The sequence below is a fragment of the Thauera sp. SDU_THAU2 genome (assembly GCF_038260575.1).
Lineage (GTDB): Bacteria > Pseudomonadota > Gammaproteobacteria > Burkholderiales > Rhodocyclaceae > Thauera.
Genome location: NZ_JBBWUN010000003.1, coordinates 131,222 through 148,064 on the forward strand (window position 1 = coordinate 131,222; position 16,843 = coordinate 148,064).

Sequence of the window (16,843 nt, forward strand, 5' to 3'; positions counted from 1 at the left end):
CGCCGCCCGATGGAGCCGTCCATGAAGTCGCGTCCGCGCAAGTTGTGCCTGGCCATGCTGGGTTTGTTCGCTGCCCCCCTGTCCCTGATCCCGTCCTCAGTCGTACATGCCGAAACCCTGCTCGGCGAGCAGGTCGTCACCGCCAAGGGCTATGCCGGCGACGCGCTCGAGACGCCGCAGGCGATCGAAGTGCTGCGCCCCGCCGCGAGCGGCGCCAACGTGCTCGGCGACCTGATGCGTGGCGGACCGGGCCTGGCGGTACAGTCCGACGGTGCCTGGGGGCAGAATCCGGTGCTGCGCGGCCTGAAACGGGAAAGCGTGGTCGTCATGGTCGACGGCCTGCGGGTCAATTCCGCCCAGCCTCAGGGCGCGATCGCCTCCTTCATGGACCTCGGCCTGCTCGACCGCGTGGAAGTGGTGAAGGGGCCGGGTTCGGTGCTGCATGGCAGCGGGGCGATGGGCGGCGTGGTCAACATGCTGACGCCCGACGCCGCCTTCAGCGCCGACGAACGCATGGGCGGCCGCGCCGGCCTGCGCTTCAGCAGCGTCGACAAGGGCGTCACCGGCGCGCTGCTGGTGCAGCGCTCGAATGCGGACCATGCCCTGGTGCTGGGTGCCGCCGGGCGGGACATCGGCGACTACCGCAGCCCGGACGGCCGCGAGGATCGCACCGGCTATGACTCCAACACCCTGCTGGCCAAATATCGCCACCGCCTCAGCGACGACATCAGCCTGCGGCTGAACCTGCAGCGGCACGAGGACAAGGACGTCTGGTATCCCGGTTCGGCGCGCACGGGGGCGGGCATTCCGCCGCCGCTCGGCGTCGCCACCATCCATTCGCCCGAGCAGCGCCGCGAACTCTACGAACTGGGCGTCGATGCCAGATTGGGTGAGGGGCAGCTGTCGGCAGAAGTCTATCGCCAGGAAGTATTCCGCCAGATCCGCGCCCGCGCCGAGCGGCTGGGACGCGACTACGTGCGCAACGACGTCACCTTCACCACCGACGGGCTGCGGGCCAAGTACATGTTCCCGGTCGGCGGCAGCCATCTGCTGACGGTCGGCGCCGAAACCTGGCGCATGAAGGGCGATCCCGAGCGCTACATGGACAACAACCCGCCTTTCTTCAACAACAACCAGCGCAACGATCCATTCGCCGACGGCGAGATCGAGGCGATCGGCGTCTTTGTCCAGGACGAATTCGAGCTGGGCCGCAGCCGCATCGTCGCCGGCGCGCGCTACGACCGCGTCAAGGGCGACGCCAGGCAGAAAGGCTGGGGACCGGCGGCGCAGACCAGCGGCCTCGACAGCACCGACAACAACCTGTCCTGGTCGCTCGGCGCGATCCATCCGCTGAGCGAAACCCTCAACGTCTATGCCAATCTCGGCCGCGCCTACCGTGCCGCCGACATGCGCGAACGCTTCGAGGATTCGGCGCGCGGCGACGGCTACTACCACGTCGGCAATCCGCAGCTCGACCCGGAAGTGTCGACCAGCGTCGAGCTCGGCCTGAAGAGCGCCGCCAGCGGCGGAATCGAATACCAACTGGCGGCCTTCTACACCCGCATCGACGACTACATCGCCGGCCGCGTCACCGGAGCGACGCATCCGGGTTCCGGGCTGCCGCTCAAGCGCACCGAAAACCTCGACAAGGTCACCATCTACGGTGTCGAAGGCAGCGTCCGCGCACCGGTCGGCGCCTTCGTCGCCGACGCCGGCTTCACCTGGCTGCGCGGCAAGAACCACCAGGACAGCGAACCGCTGTACCAGATGCCGGCGCCCGAACTGCGGCTGGGCATCGGCCAGCCGGCCGAGCGCGGCTTCTACTGGCATGCGCAACTGCGTGCGGTGGCGGAGCAGGACCGCATCGCGACGCGCTTCTCCAACGGCACCGAGGATGCCACCTCCGGCTTCGTCACCGCCGACGCCGAGCTGGGCTGGCGCTTCGGCCCGGTCGGCTTCTTCAACGGTGCCACCGCCGCCGTCGGCCTGCACAACCTGGCGGACAAGCGCTACCACGAACACCTGACCGACGGCATTTCCGGCCAGGAACTGGCCGCGCCCGGCCGGGGTTTAACATTGAGTCTTTCCGGGAGTTTCTGACATGCAAGCACCACGCCCCCGTCTGCCCGGCTGGAGCCGGATTCTGCTGCACATCTGCGTGGTGCTCGCATTCCTGGTCGTGACCGGTACCGCCAGTGCGCAAAAGCTGCCCAAGCTGACGCTCGCCGGCCCCTCGGCGGCAGTGTCGAACCCATTGATCCACATGGTCGACTCCGGCGCCCTGGCCGACCTCGCCGACGTGGTCGAGTTCGTGCCCTGGCGCGACCCCGACCAGTTGCGCGTGATGGCGCTCGACGGCCGCGCCGACGTGCTGGCGATGCCGAGCAACGTCGCCGCCAACCTCTACAACCGCGGCGCCAAGCTGCGCATGCTCAACGTGTCGACCTGGGGCGTGCTGTGGCTGGTGTCGCGCGATCCGGCGCTGAAGTCGCTCGCCGACCTGCGCGGCAAGGAGCTGGCGATGCCTTTTCGCGGCGACATGCCTGACATCGTCTTCCAGCTGCTGGCCGAGCAGCAGGGTCTGGACGTGCGCAAGGACCTGAGCCTGCGCTACGTCGCCAGCCCGATCGATGCGATGCAGCTGCTGGTGATGCGCCGCGTCGACCATGCGCTGCTGGCGGAGCCGGCGGTGTCGATGGCCTTGCGCAAGACCGGCTCCTTCCCGCTCAGCGTGGTCGCGCCCGAGCTGCACCGCAGCGTCGATCTGCAGCAGGAATGGGGGCGGGTGTTCGAACGCCCGGCCCGCATTCCGCAGGCCGGCATCGCGGTGATGGGCGCGCTGCGCGATCGCCCGGACGTGATCACCCGCATCGAAGCCGAATACGCCCGCTCGCTCGCCTGGTGCCGCGCCAATGCCGAGTCCTGTGGCAGGGCGGTGGCCGCCCGCATCGACATGCTGAGCCCGGAAGCGGTGGCCGACTCGATCGCCGTCAGCCAGCTCGAGGCGGTGCCGGCCGTCGAGGCGCGTGCCGAGCTCGAGTTCATGTTCGGCCATCTGCTGCGCAAGAATCCGGCGCTGGTCGGCGGCAAGCTGCCCGACGACGGCTTCTACGGCGGAGCCGCCGCCGCGCAATGAGGCTGCTGCGTGCCTGGGCGGCCGGACTGCCCGCCTACCTGTGGAGCGGCTGGGGCGCGATCGCCAGCCTGCTGCTGCTGTTCGCGGCCTGGGAGGCGGTCAGCCTGATCTACGGCCCGCTGGTGATGCCGGACCCGCGTTCGGCCTTCGGCACGCTGCTGGGCCTGATCGAAAGCGGCGCGGCCTGGCCGGAACTGGCCGCCACCGCGCGCCGGGCGATGAGCGGCTATGCCTTGTCGCTGGTCGCGGGCAGCTTCGTCGGGCTGCTCGCGGGGCTGTCGATGACCGCGTCGATGATGTCGCGTCCGCTCGTCACCGTGCTGATGGGCACGCCGCCGATCGCCTGGCTGGTGCTGGCCATGCTGTGGTTCGGCGCCAGCGACGGCACGCCGGTATTCACCGTCTTCGTCGCCGCTTTTCCGGTGATCTTCATCGGCGCGCTGCAGGGCACGCGCACGCTGGACAACCAGTTGCGCGGCATGGCCGAGGCTTTCCGCCTGCCGCGGCGCATGATGTTCACCGACGTCTATCTGCCGCACGTCGTCTCCTACCTGTTCCCGGCCTGGATCGCCGCGCTCGGCACCTCGTGGAAAGTCGTGGTGATGGCCGAACTGCTGGCGACCCAGGACGGCGTCGGCGCGGCGCTGGCGGTGTCGCGCTCGCACCTGGACACCGCGGCGACGATGGCCTGGATCGCCGCCGTGGTCGGCCTGCTGCTGGCGGTCGAATACCTGGTGCTGGAGCCGATCAAGCGCGAAGTGGAGCGCTGGCGGGAGCAGGGCAGATGAGCGCGTCCTGTCCAACGGATACCCGCCCGCGCGAACTGCGCGTCGCTGGCCTGAGCCATGCGTTCGGCCGCGACGAGGTGCTGGCCGGCATCGGCTTCCGCCTGCCCGCGGGCGAAGTGGCGGCGCTGGTCGGCCCCTCGGGCTGCGGCAAGACCACCTTGCTGCATCTGGCCGCCGGGCTGCTGACGGTGCAGGAAGGGCAGGTCAGCAACGGCTTCGACACCACCGCCTTCATGTTCCAGCAGCCGCGCCTGCTGCCGTGGCAGACCGCGCTCGACAACATCGCGCTCGGCCTCAAGGCGGCGGGCCTCGCGCGCGCCGAACGCCACCGCCGCGCGCGCGACATCGGCCTGCAGCTCGGCCTCGCGCCGCGCGACCTCGACAAGTTTCCGCACCAGCTTTCCGGCGGCATGCAGAGCCGGGTGGCGCTGGCGCGCGCGCTGGTGCTGGCGCCGGACCTGCTGCTGCTCGACGAGCCGTTCTCGGCACTGGACGTGGGCCTGAAGGAAGAGCTCTACCGCCTGCTGCTGGACCACCAGGCAGCGCGCGCGATGGGCGTGCTGATGATCACCCACGACCTGATGGAGGCGGTGCGGCTGTCGGACGCGATCCTGCTGATGGCGCCGGCGCCCGGACGCATCGTCTGCCGCTTCGAACTGGACGTGCCCGCGGCGCAGCGGGACGACGCCTGGGTTTATCGCCATACGGCGGAGCTGCTGCAGAACGCAGTGGTGCGCGATGCTTTCGGTATGCCGCCGCTGATGACAGGGGCAGGGGCAGGGGCGGCCGGCGAACCGGCGGCCGGCGCTCCGGCGGCGGGTGAGCAGGCCGCAGAAACCCCGACTACCGGGATGCCGGCCGGCGTCCCTTCCACTTCGGCGCTGCGCCTGGTGGCGACGCCCGAGTCTGCGCCGGCGCGCAGCGCCAGCCGCTGCGGAGGATGAAGGGCGCGATGACGAGCTTCGATCGGCTGGCGGCGAAGCCGCTGTTCATGTGCAGCTTCCGTTCCTTCTTCCTCGCCACTGCGCTGTATGGCGTGCTCCTGCTGCTCGGCTGGCTGGGTTTTCTCGCCACCGGCATCGGCCTGCCCGACGTGCCGGGCGGCCCGATTGTCTGGCATGCGCACGAGCTGATGTTCGGTTTCGGCCTCGCCGCCGTCGCCGGCTTCGTGCTGACTGCGGTGCCCGAGTTCACCGCGACGCCGGCTTTCGGGCGGCGGGTGACGCTCGTGCTGCTGCTGTGCTGGGCGGCGGCGCGTGTGGCGTTCTGGCTGTCCGGCGTGCTGGGCGCCGGGGGCGCAGTACTGGCTGCGCTGCTCAACAGCGGCTTCATGGCGGGAATTGTCGTGCTGGTGGCGCCGCGGCTGTGGCGCGATCCGGAACGGCGCCACCTGTCCTTCCTGTGGGGGCTGGCGGCGATGTGGCTGGTGGTCAGCGGCTTCCACGCCGACGTGCTGCGCGGGCTGTACCCGATGCGCTGGGTGCTGGCCGGCGCCGGCGCGATGATGGTGCTGATCGTCGTCGCCATGAGCCGGGTGTCGATGCGCATCGTCAACGATGCGCTGGACGCCGAGCGCCTGCGCCGTGCAGCGGCGCAGGGCGATGCGATGGCCGGCGAACGGCCGCGCCTGCCCGGCGAGGACGACGACGAACTGCCCGCCTACCGCGCCCGGCCGCCGCGGCGCAATCTCGCCGTGTTCGGCATTGCCGCCCATACGCTGGCCGAGTTCGCATTGCCGGGCTCGCCGATCGCCGGCTGGATCGCGCTGGCCGCAGCCGCGGCGGTGCTGAACCTGCTCAACGACTGGCACGTCGGCCGCGCGCTGCTGACGCGCTGGGCCTTTTTGCTGTACGCGGTGATACTGGATGATGGCGCTCGGCTACGGCCTGATCGGCCTGTCCCTGCTCGGCGTGGCGGTAGCATCCAGTGCCGGCCTGCATCTGCTGACGGTCGGCGCGATGGGCCTGTCGATCTTCGGCGTGCTCTGCATCGCCGGACGCACCCACTCCGGCTACGAGCTCGATATGCGGCCATGGGTGCCGGTGGCCGCACTGGCGATCGGCGCAGCGGCGCTGGCGCGTGCGGCGGCGGGCCTGCCCGGGATGCCGGTGGCCGGGCTGCAGGCGGCGAGCGTGGCGGCCTGGGCGCTGGGCTATGGCCTTGCCGCCGTCTTCCTCGGCGCGGTGTTCCTGAGGCCGCGGCCGGACGCCGGCACGGGCTGCGAGGAACCGATGGAGGAGAGCGCATGAGGCTTTGATCTGCGTCAGAACGGCGGCGGCAGAGAGGCATAGAGTGAGAATCAGTACTGTTTGATGACGGCATGAAGATGCCGCACCGACAGCCCTCACAGGAGGCGTCGCCGGGGAGTCGGCACCCCCTTTCATGCTTGTCTCCCCGCGGAGCCGCATCATGAAAACGACAAGGAATTGCAGGCTGGTGAGCCTGCTCGCCGTCGCGTCCGCACTCGCCGCGATGAGCATGCCGGTATCGGCCGAACGCCCGATGGCAGTCGATGACGCCGGAACGCTGGAGCGCGGCGGCGCCAAGCTCGAATTCGGCTGGAGCCGTGACGACGCGCTGAAAGGCTTCGAGGGTGCCGTTGGCTACGGCCCGATCGACAACGTCGAAGTCGAGCTTTCCTTCGGTCGGGCGAAGGACCGCGACGAGTCGCCCGACGTCACCGTGCGCGGCGTCGGAGCGGCGCTCAAATGGGTGCCGCTGCAGGCGGAAACCGGGCTGTCCGCCGGCCTCAAGTATGAATACGGACGCGAGCGCGTCAGCGGCGAAGGCACTTCGCGTGCCAATGCGCTGGCCGGTCTTGCGAGCTGGGCCTTCGAGGCCGGTCCGCGGGTTCACGTGAATCTCGGCCGCGAATGGGTCCGCGGTGACGGCCACGCCGATTTCTGGGGGGTGGGCGCGGACTTCCCGCTCAGCGAGCGGCTGCAGTTCACGATCGAGACTTTCGGCGAGGAGCATGCCGGCCCGGATCGCCAGGCCGGGCTGCGCTACGAGATCGCCGATGGCGTCAAGGTTTCGGGTGCGGTCGGGCGCGGCAATGACCGCAACATCGCCAATGTCGGTGTGGCGTGGGAGTTCTGAAGACGGAGCAGCCGTTTCGACCGGAGTTTGACATGCGTCATTACCGCCCGCGGCAAGGGGCGTAAAGTGATTCACAGATGGATCGGGTTCGTGTAGCCAGCCGAGGTCGCCAGCCAGCAATGCCCGTGGAATTGGTTTTGGAAACAGGGCCGTATGCCGTGGGTGTGGCAAGTCTGCCATGGTAGAGAAAGGCTGGAGATCGAAATGCCGGAGTTCGAAGAGTTGCGCGTCTTTCTGTGTGATGTGCGTATCGCCCATCACATTCGCGGGCGCATCCGGCTGAAGCTGGAGAGCCGCTCGGTGTCCATCGACGTGCCGCGGACGCAGGCGCGCGAATTCCAGTCCCTGCTCGACCGCACTCCCGGCGTCGCTTCGGTGCAGGTCAATCTGCTGGCGCGCTCCTGCACCGTGCATTACGACCCCGCGGTGATACCTGAACGGGCCTGGATCGATCTGCTGGGCGGCATCGACTCGGAGGCCGCGGCGATTCTCGAACGCATATTGCACGACGCCTATCTGGAGGCCGGCAATGCAAAACTATGATGAACTGATCCTGCGCACGCAGCGCATCGATCCGGCGGCGCCTTTTCCCGTGGCGCACCAGGCGGTCAGGATCGCGCTCTACGATGAATATGCCGCCCGCAGCTTCTATGCGCGCGTGGTCGAGTCCTTCGGCGAGCGGGCGCCGTTTTCCAACGTGCTGCGCTCGGAAGAGCAGCACGTGACGGCCTTGCTGGGCTTGTGCGAACGCTTCGGCATCCCGCGGCCGCTCGACCCCTTCCCGCAGGAATCCACCGTCGAGCCGACCTGGCTGGCGAACTGCCAGCGCGCCGTTGCCGGCGAAATCGCCAACGTGCAGATGTATGCCGGGCTGCTGAACCAGGTTGCCGAGCCGGAAGTGCGCAGGGTGTTCCAGAACCTGCAGGCAGCGGCGCTGCAGCATCATCTGCCCGCCTTCCGCCAGGCCGCGGTCGCGGCGCAGGCGCAGGAAAGCTACCACGCTGCGCACGGCATCTCGCCGCAGCAGGCTTATGTGCGCCACGGCCCGCTGTCCGACTTTCTCGAACGTGCCTTCTCGCAGCTCGGGCCTTATGCCGGGCCGCTCGGCATCTTCAGTCCGCTTCTGCGCAATGCGCACCCCGCCATGCTGGCCGGCATGGTGACGGGGGGCGCAGGAGTCTATCTATGGAAGACCAGGACCGGCCGCCATCGCAAGGAGGACTGACATGTTCCCGCTATTACCTTTCGTCGCCGGCGTGCTGACCGGTGCAGTTGCCCTCCGCCTGATCAAGACCGACAAGACCAAGGCGGGCGTCGAGGCCGGCGTCGAGAAGGCCCGTGCCGGCATGGAAAAGGCACAGGACACGCTGCGCGGCGCCGCAGTATCCAGCCTGGAAGCGATCGAGAACGCCTCGGCGCGTGCGCGCAAGCGCCTGGCCGCCGAAGACGCGGTAGCAGATGAAGAAGTTGGGGCAGCCCACGCTGCGGCAGCCGATGCCGGGGCAGCTCCTGCTGCGGCAAGCGCCGATGCTGCACCGGAGCAGGCCGGGAAGCCGGCCCCGCCGCGCAGGAAGCGTGCGCCGCGCGCTGCGGCCAAGCCGAAGAAGGCAAAGGCCACACCCGCAGCAAGCACTGAAGCCGAACCCGGCGCAGCCGGGGAGGAAGCCGGATCATGAGAAACGCGATCATGCCCTATGGCTCGGTGCCGGTTGGCGTGCCGCTTCGCGCCAGCGGGGCGACCTTCGTGCAGGGCTTCGTTGCCGGGGGCTGCCTGTCGGCCTTCCAGGACCGTCCTGCACAGCTTTCGTCGCCCTCGCCGGCCGAACTGAAGCGGGTGCTGCGCCATGCGCTGCAGGGCGGCACTGCACTGGCTGCCGGCACCCGGGCCGCGGCCGCCGTCCGCCAACGGAATTACACCGGTGCGCTGGCCGCTGCCGCGGTCGGTGCGGCCGGTGTGCTGATCATCGAACGATTGCTGCGCGACAGCGCGCAGGCCGAACAGGAGAAGCAAGATGGCTAAGAAGAACAAGCACGGCCGCGGCAGGCAGGCGATGCAGAACGACGCCTGGCCGGGCCAGTACGGCCAGCCGCCCAATGCGCAGTACGGCCCGAATGGCCAGTATGGTCCTCAGTACGGTCAATACGGCCAGCAGTACGGAGCACCGCCCTGGGGGCAGTACGGCATGGCGAGCGGCCTGCCGGGCGGCATGGAAGCCGGCTTCGCCCAGGGGTTCGCCCAAGGCATGGGCCCGCTGCCCCAGCAGGCGGCTGCCGATGGTGGCTTCCTGCAGAACATGCCGGCCTTCCTGCGCACCGGCAATACCGAGCAGTTCCTGCTCGGTGCGCTGATCGGCGCTGCCGCGGCCTGGGTGCTGAGCGACGAGGAACTGCGCGGCAAGATCGTGAAGTCGGCGATGAAGCTGTATTCCGGCGTGGCCGGCGGCTTCGAGGAGATGAAGGAGCAGATGGCCGACATCCGCGCCGAAGTCGACGCGGAGCGCCACGGAGACGCATGATGGACGCAGGCTGGATGTCCGCGCTCGAACCGGTCCACGCCGCGCGTGGCCGGGCACGCTGGCGCTACACCTGCCGCAAGGGGGCGCCGCTGGAAGCGCGCGCGATCGTGCGGGCAGTGGAAGCGATTGCCGGCGTGAGCAAGGTGCGGGTCAATCCGGCCGCCCGTTCGCTGGTGGTCGAGTTCGATCCAGCCGCCACCACGGCCGACCGCATCGCGCTCGACATCCTGCGCATGGCGCCGCTGCCGCGCCCGCATGCACAGGGCGAGGAGCCCAGTGCCGCGCCGGTGGCGCTGAGCGCGGCCACGCTGCTCGCCACCCGTTCGCTGCAGCCCGGGCTGCAGGCGCCGGTGGCGGTGGGCACGGCGATTCCGCTGCTCGGCGAGGCGGTCGATGACTTCCTCGAGAAGGGCGTCACTTCGCACGTGCTCGAAGCGATGGCGGTGGCGATCTCGATCGGGCGCAAGGACTATCTCGCGGCGAACATGACTTCCTTCCTGCTCGCCTTGGGCGAGTACCTCGAAGCGTCGATCGAGCGCCGCTCCGACGACCTGCTGAAGCATCTGCTGAAGCCCGACGTGGGCGAAGTCTGGGTCGAGCGCGACGGCGAGGAGATCCAGCTCGACGCTGCCGAAGTGCGGATGGGCGATACCGTCATCGCCGCCACCGGGCGGGTGATCCCGGTCGATGGCACGGTGCTGGGCGGCGAGGCGATGGTCAACGAGGCGACGATGACCGGCGAAAGCGTGCCGGTGACGCGCCGGCGCGGCGATACGGTGCTGTCCGGCACCCTGGTCGAGGAAGGCCGCCTGCGCATCTACGCCGAACGGGTCGGCGCCCAGGCCGCGGCGGCGCGGATCGCGGATTTCGTCGAGCATTCGCTGGCGGTCAAGAGCGCCACCCAGCTCGAAGCCTCGCGCATGGCCGACCGCCTGGTGCCGATGGTGCTCGGCCTGGCCGGCGCCACCTGGCTGGTGTCGGGCGACTGGCAGCGGGTGGCGGCGGTGCTGCAGGCCGACTATTCCTGCGCGCTGAAGCTGTTCACGCCGGTCGCCTTCAAGGCCGCGATGTACGAGGCCGGCAAGTCGGGCATGCTGGTCAAGGGCGCGAAGGCGCTCGAACGCCTGGCCGAGGCCGACACCTTCGTCTTCGACAAGACCGGCACGCTGAGCACCGGCAAGCTCGAAGTGACCGATTCGATCGCCTTCAAGCCGGGCTATTCCCCCGCAGACATCATCAACCTGGCGGCCTCGGTGGAAGAGCACTATTTCCACCCGCTGGCGCTGGCGGTGGTCGAGGCTTCGCGGCGGCTGCACCACCCGCAGCACTTCGACCACAAGGAAGTCGAGTTCATCGTCGCCCACGGCGTGGCCAGCATCATCGACGGCCGGCGCATCGTCGTCGGTTCGCGCCACTTCGTCGAGGACGACGAGGGCATCAGCACGCAGGCGCATCGCGACACCATCGAACGCCTGCACCTGGAAGGCAAGACCCTGCTCTACATCGGTTTCGGCGGCGAACTGCTCGGCGTCATCGCCCTGCGCGACAGCCTGCGCAGCAACAGCGCCGCCACCGTCCGGCGCCTGCGGCGCCTGGGCGTGAAGCGGGTGCTGATGCTCACCGGCGACCATCCCGAGCGCGCCCGGGCGATGGCCGGAGAACTGGGGCTGGACGAATTCCACGCCGGGCTGATGCCCGAGGACAAGGCCCGCATCCTGCAGGAACTGGCGGCCGGCGGCGCGCGCATCGCCTTCGTCGGCGACGGCGTCAACGATGCGCCGGCGCTGAGCGGCGCGCACGTCGGCATCTCGATGCACAACGGCGCCGACGTCGCCCGCCTGGCGTCCGACGTCGCGCTGCTCGAAGACGACATCGCGCGGGTGGCGGACGCGAAAGCGCTGTCGATCGCCACTCAGCGGCTGATCGACAGCAATTTCAAGCTCACCGTCGGCCTCAACACTTCGATCCTGTCGGCCGCCGCCTTCGGCTGGCTGACGCCGGTGGCGGCCTCGGCGCTGCACAACGGCAGCACCATCGCGATCCTGCTGCGTGCGCTGGCCGGTGCCGGCCTGCCGCGCGGCCGCCGCACGGGCGCGCTGCCGCGCGAAAGGACGGTGCCGGCATGAATACCCCGAACCGTTCCAATGCCTTTCCGCTGGCAATGGCGGGCGAAGGCGAGCCGGTCCGGGTCGTCGGCATCCTGGGCGGCTCGTCGATGGCGCTGCGCGTGGCCGAGCTGGGCCTGAACGTCGGCAGCGAACTGGTCGTGCGCCAGCGCCAGGGCAGCGGGCTGGTCGTCGGCCGCGGCGAGACGCGTTTCGCGCTCGGTGGCGGCATGGCACACAAGATTCTGGTGGCGCGGATCGAAGGCTGAGATCGGCCTGGACGACGCGAAGCCGCAGGCAGTAGCTGGCGCGGCGAGGTTGGACAAGGCGCTCGCCGTCTTGAATGCAAATGAGTATGAAGCGCGCTGCGCCGATTCGATAGGAGTTTTCAAATGATGCTCAAACAACTCGCGGTGGGTGACCGCGCCAAGGTGTCCGGCTTCGCCGAGGCGGGCAGCCCCTACCGCCGCAAGCTGCTGTCGATGGGCCTGACGCCGGGAGCGGAACTGCAGGTGATGCGGGTCGCGCCGATGGGTGATCCGGTCGAGATCCGGGTGCGCGGCTTCGCCCTGACCCTGCGCAAGGGCGAGGCGGACGCGCTGACGGTGGAGAGGCTGTGATGAAGAACGAAACCATTCTTGCCCTGGTGGGCAATCCGAACTGCGGCAAGACCACGCTATTCAACGCCCTGACCGGCTCGCGCCAGCGCGTCGGCAACTGGCCCGGCGTGACGGTCGAGAAGAAGAGCGGCGAATACAGCCACGACGGCCTGCACTTCGAGGTCGTCGATCTGCCCGGCACCTACTCGCTGGACGTCGTCGATCGCGAAGTCTCGCTCGACGAGAGCGTGGCGCGCGACTACGTCCATTCGGGTGAGGCCGGGCTGGTCATCAACATCGTCGACGCGTCCAACCTCGAACGCAACCTCTACCTGAGCACCCAGCTCGCCGAAATGCGGGTGCCGCTGCTGGTGGTACTGAACATGGTCGACGTCGCCCGCGACAAGGGGCTGCGCATCGACGTCGACGCGCTGTCGCACCGCCTGGGCTGCCCGGTGGTGCCGGTGGTCGCGTCGGAAGGCGAAGGCGTGGATGCGCTGAAAGCGGCGATCCGCAGCGCGGTCAAGGCGCACCAGCCGGCGAGCGCCACCGTCACCTACCAGCCCGAGCTCGAGCAGGCGATCGACGCGCTGGTGCCGAAGCTCGAGTCGGCGGCGCAGGCCGCCGGCACCTCGCCGCGCTGGCTGGCGGTGCGGCTGCTCGAAGGCGACGATCTGGCGCGCACGGCGGCAGGCAAGGTGCTGGCTGCCGAAGCCGGGCGGCTGGGCGGCGAACTGGGTGAAGACCTCGACATCATGGTGGCGGATGCGCGCTACGGCCTCGCCAACCGGATCGCAGGCGAAGCGCTGACGGTCAGCGGCCGGGTCGGCCGCGACATCACCGACCGCATCGATCGCATCGTGCTGAACCGGGTGCTCGGCGTGCCGATCTTCCTGCTGATGATGTACCTGATGTTCCTGTTCATGATCAACATCGGCGGCGCCTTCATCGACTTCTTCGACCAGTTCACCGGCGCGCTGCTGGTCGATGGCCTGGCCGAACTGCTGGACGGCCTCGGTGTGCCGGAATGGCTGAGCTTCCTGCTTGCCCAGGGCATCGGCGGCGGCATCCAGGTCGTCGCCACCTTCATCCCGGTCATCGGCTTCCTGTTCCTGTTCCTGTCGGTGCTGGAGGATTCCGGCTACATGGCGCGCGCGGCCTTCGTCATGGACCGCTTCATGCGCTGGGTCGGGCTGCCGGGCAAGTCCTTCGTGCCGCTGATCGTCGGCTTCGGCTGCACCGTGCCGGCGATCATGGCGACGCGCACGCTGGAGCACCGCCGCGACCGGCTGATGACGATCGCGATGGCGCCCTTCATGTCCTGCGGTGCCCGCCTGCCGGTCTATGTGCTGTTCGCCGCCGCCTTCTTCCCGCAAGGGGGCAGAACGTGGTGTTCGGGCTGTACGTCATCGGCATCGCGGTGGCGGTGCTGACCGGCCTGGTGCTGCGCCACACGCTGCTGAAGGGCGAACCGACGCCCTTCATCATGGAACTGCCGCCCTACCACCTGCCGACCGTCCGCGGCGTGCTGATCCACGCCTGGGAGCGGCTGCTGGGTTTCATCGTGCGCGCCGGACGGGTGATCGTGCCGATGGTGCTGGTGCTGAACGTGCTGAACTCGATCGGCACCGACGGCAGCTATGGCAACGAGGACAGCGACGCTTCGGTGCTGGCCGCGGTCGGACGCAGCATCACGCCGGCGTTCACGCCGATGGGCCTGACCGAGGAGAACTGGCCGGCCGCGGTCGGCATCTTCACCGGCGTGCTGGCCAAGGAGGCGGTGGTGGGCACGCTGGACGCGACCTACTCGGCGCTTGCCGCCAAGGATGCCGGCGAAGAAGCAGATGGAGAAGAGGAACCCTTCGAGCTGGGCGCCAGCATCGTCGCGGCCTTCGCCACCATCCCCGAGAACCTGGTCGATGCGTTGGGCTCCTGGGCCGATCCGATGGGTCTGAACGTCGGTGACCTCAGCGATGCGGAGGCGGTGGCCGAGGCAGTGGACCAGGACGTGTCGGCCGGCACCTTCGGCGCGATGGCGGCCCGTTTCGACGGCGCTGCCGGGGCTTTCGCCTACCTGCTGTTCATCCTGCTGTACTTCCCCTGCACGGCGGCGATCGCGGCGGTGTACAACGAATCGGGTACGCGCTGGACAGTGTTCGTCGCTGCCTGGACGACGGGCCTGGGTTATGGCCTGGCGACGATCTTCTACCAGGCGGCAACCTGGGCGCAGCATCCGGGCTCGTCGATGGCCTGGATCGTCGGCATCGTCATCGGCTTCGCGATCGTCTTGTTGTCGCTGCGGCGCTACGGCGCACGCGAGGACGGTAGCCTGCCGCTGCCGCAACAGGTTTAGGAGGCCGATATGATCCTGTCCCGTCTCAGTACCTATCTGCGCGAGCGGCGCCGGGCCAGCGTGGCCGACATGGCGCTTGCGCTGGAAAGCTCGCCCGAGGCGCTCGGGCCGATGCTGGACACGCTCGAACGCAAGGGGCGCGTGCGCCGGATCGAGGGTGAATCGGGCTGCGGTTCGACCTGCTGCAAATGCGACCCGGCGACGGTGGCGGTGTATGAATGGGCTGCCGCCGAGGCCTCGGGCGCTGGGCAGCCGGGGGCGCCTCAGCCGGGGGCGCCACAGCCGGGGGCGCCACAGCCCGGAGCGCGCCAGCCGGGCGCCGGCTGAGGAGCGGATCGTGATGGCCGCGCCTGCTGCGCCGGTGCTGGTCGTGATCGGCATCCACCGCGAGGAACTGGCCTTCGGCCGCGAAGTGGCGGCCGCGCTGGCGCCGGACGAGGCCGAGGTGCTGGAGATTCCCGACGGCCTGTCCGGGCGCCGGCCGCGGCCGGACCAGTGCTTCCGCTACGATCTTGCGCACGAGGCCTTGTACCTGCAACTGCTGCCCCACATGCGCGGCCGCCACCGGCTGCTGATCGACCTGCATGTCGGCGCCGACCGCGATGGCCCCTGTGCAGACCTGATGTGCGGCGACGTGGCGCTGGCCGAGTGGCTGGAAGCCGCGCTGGCGCACGGCGCACCGGCGACCGGCGCTTCCGCGAATGGCGTGCGCGTGATCCGGCTTGGTGCGGTGGATGCCATTCCCACCCGTACCGTGATTCCGGAACGGGTCTGGCGCAACCCGGCCTTTCTCTACCTCTGCATGGAAATCTACCTGCCCGACGATGGCAGCGCGCGGCCGCAGGCGGTGGTGCTGGCAAGGCGCCTGATCGGCCTTGCCGCGCAGTGCGTCGTTTGCGGCGGCGGCGCCGCGGCCGCGCCGGACTGTAGCTGTTGAATGCCGCCGCCTGCGCGTCAGCGCAGCAGGTGGCGGCGATGGACGCCGAGATGCACGCCCAGGCAGGCGACGAACATGCCGCCGGTGACGGCATGCCAGCGCTTGTTGCCGGTGGCGGCCAGCGCCAGCGAGGTGGCGAGGCTGCCCATCATGCCGATCTTGGCGCAGCGGTTCACCTGCATCCGCAGCGAACGCGTGCCGGCGGGGCGCTGCGGCACCGCGAGCGCCTTGTCGATCAGCGCATCGATGTCGTTCTCGAGCCGGATCGGATCGGTCCTGTCCGGTGAATAGTGCAGCACGATGCTGCCGGCCGCGGCATTCGGTTCGACGACCACCACGCCGTCCACCCGCTTCAACTCGGCTTCGACCTGGGCCAGGCGGGCGCGATTGCGCAGGGCCTTGTCGCGGATGCGGATGCGGCCCGGCAGCGAGGAGACGACGCGGCTCATCGGCGGCCTCCGCGATAGCCGGGCGTTTCGCCGGGGTGACGGTCTGCCTGCGGGCAGTGCTTACAGGATTGCGTGCGCATGGGGGTCGGGCCGGACAAGCTAGTCAGGAATCAGCAAGTCGGCGACTATAACCCAATAATGAGAATCGGACTTGTTATGTTTCAACCCAGAGGCGCAGCAGATTGTGGTAGTGGCTGGTCAGCGCCACGGTCTCGGGCGTCTCGCCGAGCTGCGCGCGCAGGCGCTGGATGTTCATGTCGAGGTCGAACAGCAGGTGGCGCTTCCAGTCGTCGCGCACCATGCTCTGCGTCCACAGGAAGGAACAGACGCGCACGCCCGCGGTGACCGGCTCGACCCGGTGCAGGCTGGTCGATGGATAGAGGATCATGTCGCCGGCCGGCAGCCGGACGCGGTGGGTGCCATAGGTGTCCTCGACCACCAGGTCGCCGCCTGCGTATTCGTCGGGCGCGGTGAAGAACAGCGTCGCCGACACGTCGGTGCGCACGATCTGGCCGCTGCCCGGCGCCTGGCGGATGGCGTTGTCGACATGGTTGCCGAAGTGCTCGCCGCCTTCGTAGCGGTTGAAGAAGGGCGGCAGCACCTGGCGTGGCAGCGCGGCGGAGACGAACAGCGGGTTGCGCATCAGCGCGGCGGCGACGATGCTGCGCAGGCGGCCGAGCGCCGGCGCATGCTCGGGCAGTTGCCGGTTGCGCTTGACCTGGGCAGCCTGTGCGCCGGCGGTGGCCAGGCCGTCCGCCCAGTCTGCCGCCGCCAGCAGTTGCCGGCACTCGTCGAGTTCGTCGGGCGTCAGGACTTCGGGAACATGCAGCATCATCGCGGGAATTCCTCGGAAAATGAAAA

The 16,843-nt window shown here is 69.2% G+C and carries 20 protein-coding genes; 18 read left to right on the forward strand and 2 right to left on the reverse strand.

Going from position 1 to position 16,843, the window contains the following annotated elements; translation table 11 throughout:
* Positions 1-21 precede the first annotated feature (21 nt).
* The 18 genes from AAFL97_RS01635 to AAFL97_RS01725 all read left to right on the forward strand — a co-directional run bounded on the left by AAFL97_RS01635 (position 22) and on the right by AAFL97_RS01725 (position 15,533).
* A complete protein-coding gene (locus AAFL97_RS01635) occupies positions 22-2,100 on the forward strand; it encodes a TonB-dependent receptor (RefSeq protein WP_341643465.1) in 2,079 nt (692 codons plus the stop codon).
* A gap of 1 nt (position 2,101) precedes the next feature.
* Positions 2,102-3,136, forward strand: coding sequence for an ABC transporter substrate-binding protein (locus AAFL97_RS01640; protein ID WP_341643466.1), 1,035 nt, complete (start codon positions 2,102-2,104; stop codon positions 3,134-3,136).
* Positions 3,133-3,924 (forward strand): ABC transporter permease, encoded by a 792-nt coding sequence (locus AAFL97_RS01645; protein ID WP_341643467.1) that lies wholly within the window; start codon positions 3,133-3,135, stop codon positions 3,922-3,924. Before AAFL97_RS01640 ends, AAFL97_RS01645 begins: the two co-directional genes overlap by 4 nt.
* Positions 3,921-4,868, forward strand: a complete 948-nt coding sequence (locus AAFL97_RS01650) for an ABC transporter ATP-binding protein (RefSeq protein WP_341643468.1) — start codon at positions 3,921-3,923, stop codon at positions 4,866-4,868. Before AAFL97_RS01645 ends, AAFL97_RS01650 begins: the two co-directional genes overlap by 4 nt.
* A gap of 8 nt (positions 4,869-4,876) precedes the next feature.
* Complete coding sequence (locus AAFL97_RS24525; RefSeq protein ID WP_445954458.1) at positions 4,877-6,181, forward strand: NnrS family protein; 1,305 nt, start codon at positions 4,877-4,879, stop codon at positions 6,179-6,181.
* A gap of 152 nt (positions 6,182-6,333) precedes the next feature.
* Complete coding sequence (locus tag AAFL97_RS01665) at positions 6,334-7,023, forward strand: hypothetical protein (RefSeq protein ID WP_341643469.1); 690 nt, start codon at positions 6,334-6,336, stop codon at positions 7,021-7,023.
* Between the two features lie 204 nt (positions 7,024-7,227).
* On the forward strand, positions 7,228-7,566 hold the full coding sequence (locus AAFL97_RS01670; protein WP_341643470.1) for a cation transporter: 339 nt from the start codon (positions 7,228-7,230) through the stop codon (positions 7,564-7,566).
* Positions 7,553-8,248, forward strand: coding sequence for a ferritin-like domain-containing protein (locus AAFL97_RS01675; protein WP_263460710.1), 696 nt, complete (start codon positions 7,553-7,555; stop codon positions 8,246-8,248). Before AAFL97_RS01670 ends, AAFL97_RS01675 begins: the two co-directional genes overlap by 14 nt.
* Position 8,249: 1 nt before the next feature.
* Positions 8,250-8,699: a hypothetical protein gene (locus AAFL97_RS01680; protein WP_263460711.1), complete on the forward strand. Its 450-nt coding sequence runs from the start codon at positions 8,250-8,252 to the stop codon at positions 8,697-8,699.
* Positions 8,696-9,043 carry a hypothetical protein gene (locus tag AAFL97_RS01685; RefSeq protein ID WP_341643471.1) on the forward strand — a complete coding sequence of 116 codons (348 nt, stop codon included), beginning with the start codon at positions 8,696-8,698 and terminating at the stop codon, positions 9,041-9,043. Before AAFL97_RS01680 ends, AAFL97_RS01685 begins: the two co-directional genes overlap by 4 nt.
* On the forward strand, positions 9,036-9,539 hold the full coding sequence (locus AAFL97_RS01690) for a hypothetical protein (RefSeq protein WP_263460713.1): 504 nt from the start codon (positions 9,036-9,038) through the stop codon (positions 9,537-9,539). The genes AAFL97_RS01685 and AAFL97_RS01690 overlap by 8 nt, the downstream gene beginning before the upstream one ends.
* Positions 9,536-11,665, forward strand: a complete 2,130-nt coding sequence (locus AAFL97_RS01695; RefSeq protein ID WP_341643472.1) for a heavy metal translocating P-type ATPase — start codon at positions 9,536-9,538, stop codon at positions 11,663-11,665. The genes AAFL97_RS01690 and AAFL97_RS01695 overlap by 4 nt, the downstream gene beginning before the upstream one ends.
* Entirely contained in the window at positions 11,662-11,913 is a 252-nt protein-coding gene (locus AAFL97_RS01700) for a FeoA family protein (RefSeq protein WP_341643473.1), read from the forward strand. Before AAFL97_RS01695 ends, AAFL97_RS01700 begins: the two co-directional genes overlap by 4 nt.
* Before the next feature lie 123 nt (positions 11,914-12,036).
* Positions 12,037-12,264, forward strand: a complete 228-nt coding sequence (locus tag AAFL97_RS01705) for a FeoA family protein (RefSeq protein ID WP_341643474.1) — start codon at positions 12,037-12,039, stop codon at positions 12,262-12,264.
* Complete coding sequence (gene feoB / locus AAFL97_RS01710) at positions 12,264-13,676, forward strand: ferrous iron transport protein B (RefSeq protein ID WP_341643475.1); 1,413 nt, start codon at positions 12,264-12,266, stop codon at positions 13,674-13,676. The genes AAFL97_RS01705 and feoB overlap by 1 nt, the downstream gene beginning before the upstream one ends.
* Complete coding sequence (locus AAFL97_RS01715; protein ID WP_341643476.1) at positions 13,634-14,596, forward strand: nucleoside recognition domain-containing protein; 963 nt, start codon at positions 13,634-13,636, stop codon at positions 14,594-14,596. The genes feoB and AAFL97_RS01715 overlap by 43 nt, the downstream gene beginning before the upstream one ends.
* 9 nt (positions 14,597-14,605) lie before the next feature.
* The gene (locus AAFL97_RS01720; protein ID WP_341643477.1) at positions 14,606-14,923 is read left to right on the forward strand and encodes a FeoC-like transcriptional regulator; all 318 of its coding nucleotides are present in this window, start codon (positions 14,606-14,608) and stop codon (positions 14,921-14,923) included.
* A gap of 13 nt (positions 14,924-14,936) precedes the next feature.
* Positions 14,937-15,533, forward strand: a complete 597-nt coding sequence (locus tag AAFL97_RS01725; RefSeq protein WP_341643478.1) for a hypothetical protein — start codon at positions 14,937-14,939, stop codon at positions 15,531-15,533.
* A 17-nt stretch (positions 15,534-15,550) separates the two neighbouring features.
* Here AAFL97_RS01725 and AAFL97_RS01730 read toward each other — a convergent pair whose 3' ends face one another.
* Together AAFL97_RS01730 and AAFL97_RS01735 are read right to left on the reverse strand one after the other, a co-directional pair.
* Complete coding sequence (locus AAFL97_RS01730; protein ID WP_263460719.1) at positions 15,551-15,982, reverse strand: HMA2 domain-containing protein; 432 nt, start codon at positions 15,980-15,982, stop codon at positions 15,551-15,553.
* A gap of 154 nt (positions 15,983-16,136) precedes the next feature.
* On the reverse strand, positions 16,137-16,817 hold the full coding sequence (locus AAFL97_RS01735) for a Fe2+-dependent dioxygenase (RefSeq protein ID WP_263460720.1): 681 nt from the start codon (positions 16,815-16,817) through the stop codon (positions 16,137-16,139).
* Positions 16,818-16,843 lie beyond the last annotated feature (26 nt).

Coding starts and splice junctions, on each gene's coding strand:
- AAFL97_RS01635 (WP_341643465.1), top strand. CDS start 22: ATGAAGTCGCGTCCGCGCAAGTTGTGCCTGGCCATGCTGGGTTTGTTC.
- AAFL97_RS01640 (WP_341643466.1), top strand. CDS start 2,102: ATGCAAGCACCACGCCCCCGTCTGCCCGGCTGGAGCCGGATTCTGCTG.
- AAFL97_RS01645 (WP_341643467.1), top strand. CDS start 3,133: ATGAGGCTGCTGCGTGCCTGGGCGGCCGGACTGCCCGCCTACCTGTGG.
- AAFL97_RS01650 (WP_341643468.1), top strand. CDS start 3,921: ATGAGCGCGTCCTGTCCAACGGATACCCGCCCGCGCGAACTGCGCGTC.
- AAFL97_RS24525 (WP_445954458.1), top strand. CDS start 4,877: ATGACGAGCTTCGATCGGCTGGCGGCGAAGCCGCTGTTCATGTGCAGC.
- AAFL97_RS01665 (WP_341643469.1), top strand. CDS start 6,334: ATGAAAACGACAAGGAATTGCAGGCTGGTGAGCCTGCTCGCCGTCGCG.
- AAFL97_RS01670 (WP_341643470.1), top strand. CDS start 7,228: ATGCCGGAGTTCGAAGAGTTGCGCGTCTTTCTGTGTGATGTGCGTATC.
- AAFL97_RS01675 (WP_263460710.1), top strand. CDS start 7,553: ATGCAAAACTATGATGAACTGATCCTGCGCACGCAGCGCATCGATCCG.
- AAFL97_RS01680 (WP_263460711.1), top strand. CDS start 8,250: ATGTTCCCGCTATTACCTTTCGTCGCCGGCGTGCTGACCGGTGCAGTT.
- AAFL97_RS01685 (WP_341643471.1), top strand. CDS start 8,696: ATGAGAAACGCGATCATGCCCTATGGCTCGGTGCCGGTTGGCGTGCCG.
- AAFL97_RS01690 (WP_263460713.1), top strand. CDS start 9,036: ATGGCTAAGAAGAACAAGCACGGCCGCGGCAGGCAGGCGATGCAGAAC.
- AAFL97_RS01695 (WP_341643472.1), top strand. CDS start 9,536: ATGATGGACGCAGGCTGGATGTCCGCGCTCGAACCGGTCCACGCCGCG.
- AAFL97_RS01700 (WP_341643473.1), top strand. CDS start 11,662: ATGAATACCCCGAACCGTTCCAATGCCTTTCCGCTGGCAATGGCGGGC.
- AAFL97_RS01705 (WP_341643474.1), top strand. CDS start 12,037: ATGATGCTCAAACAACTCGCGGTGGGTGACCGCGCCAAGGTGTCCGGC.
- feoB (WP_341643475.1), top strand. CDS start 12,264: ATGAAGAACGAAACCATTCTTGCCCTGGTGGGCAATCCGAACTGCGGC.
- AAFL97_RS01720 (WP_341643477.1), top strand. CDS start 14,606: ATGATCCTGTCCCGTCTCAGTACCTATCTGCGCGAGCGGCGCCGGGCC.
- AAFL97_RS01725 (WP_341643478.1), top strand. CDS start 14,937: ATGGCCGCGCCTGCTGCGCCGGTGCTGGTCGTGATCGGCATCCACCGC.
- AAFL97_RS01730 (WP_263460719.1), bottom strand. CDS start 15,982: ATGAGCCGCGTCGTCTCCTCGCTGCCGGGCCGCATCCGCATCCGCGAC.
- AAFL97_RS01735 (WP_263460720.1), bottom strand. CDS start 16,817: ATGATGCTGCATGTTCCCGAAGTCCTGACGCCCGACGAACTCGACGAG.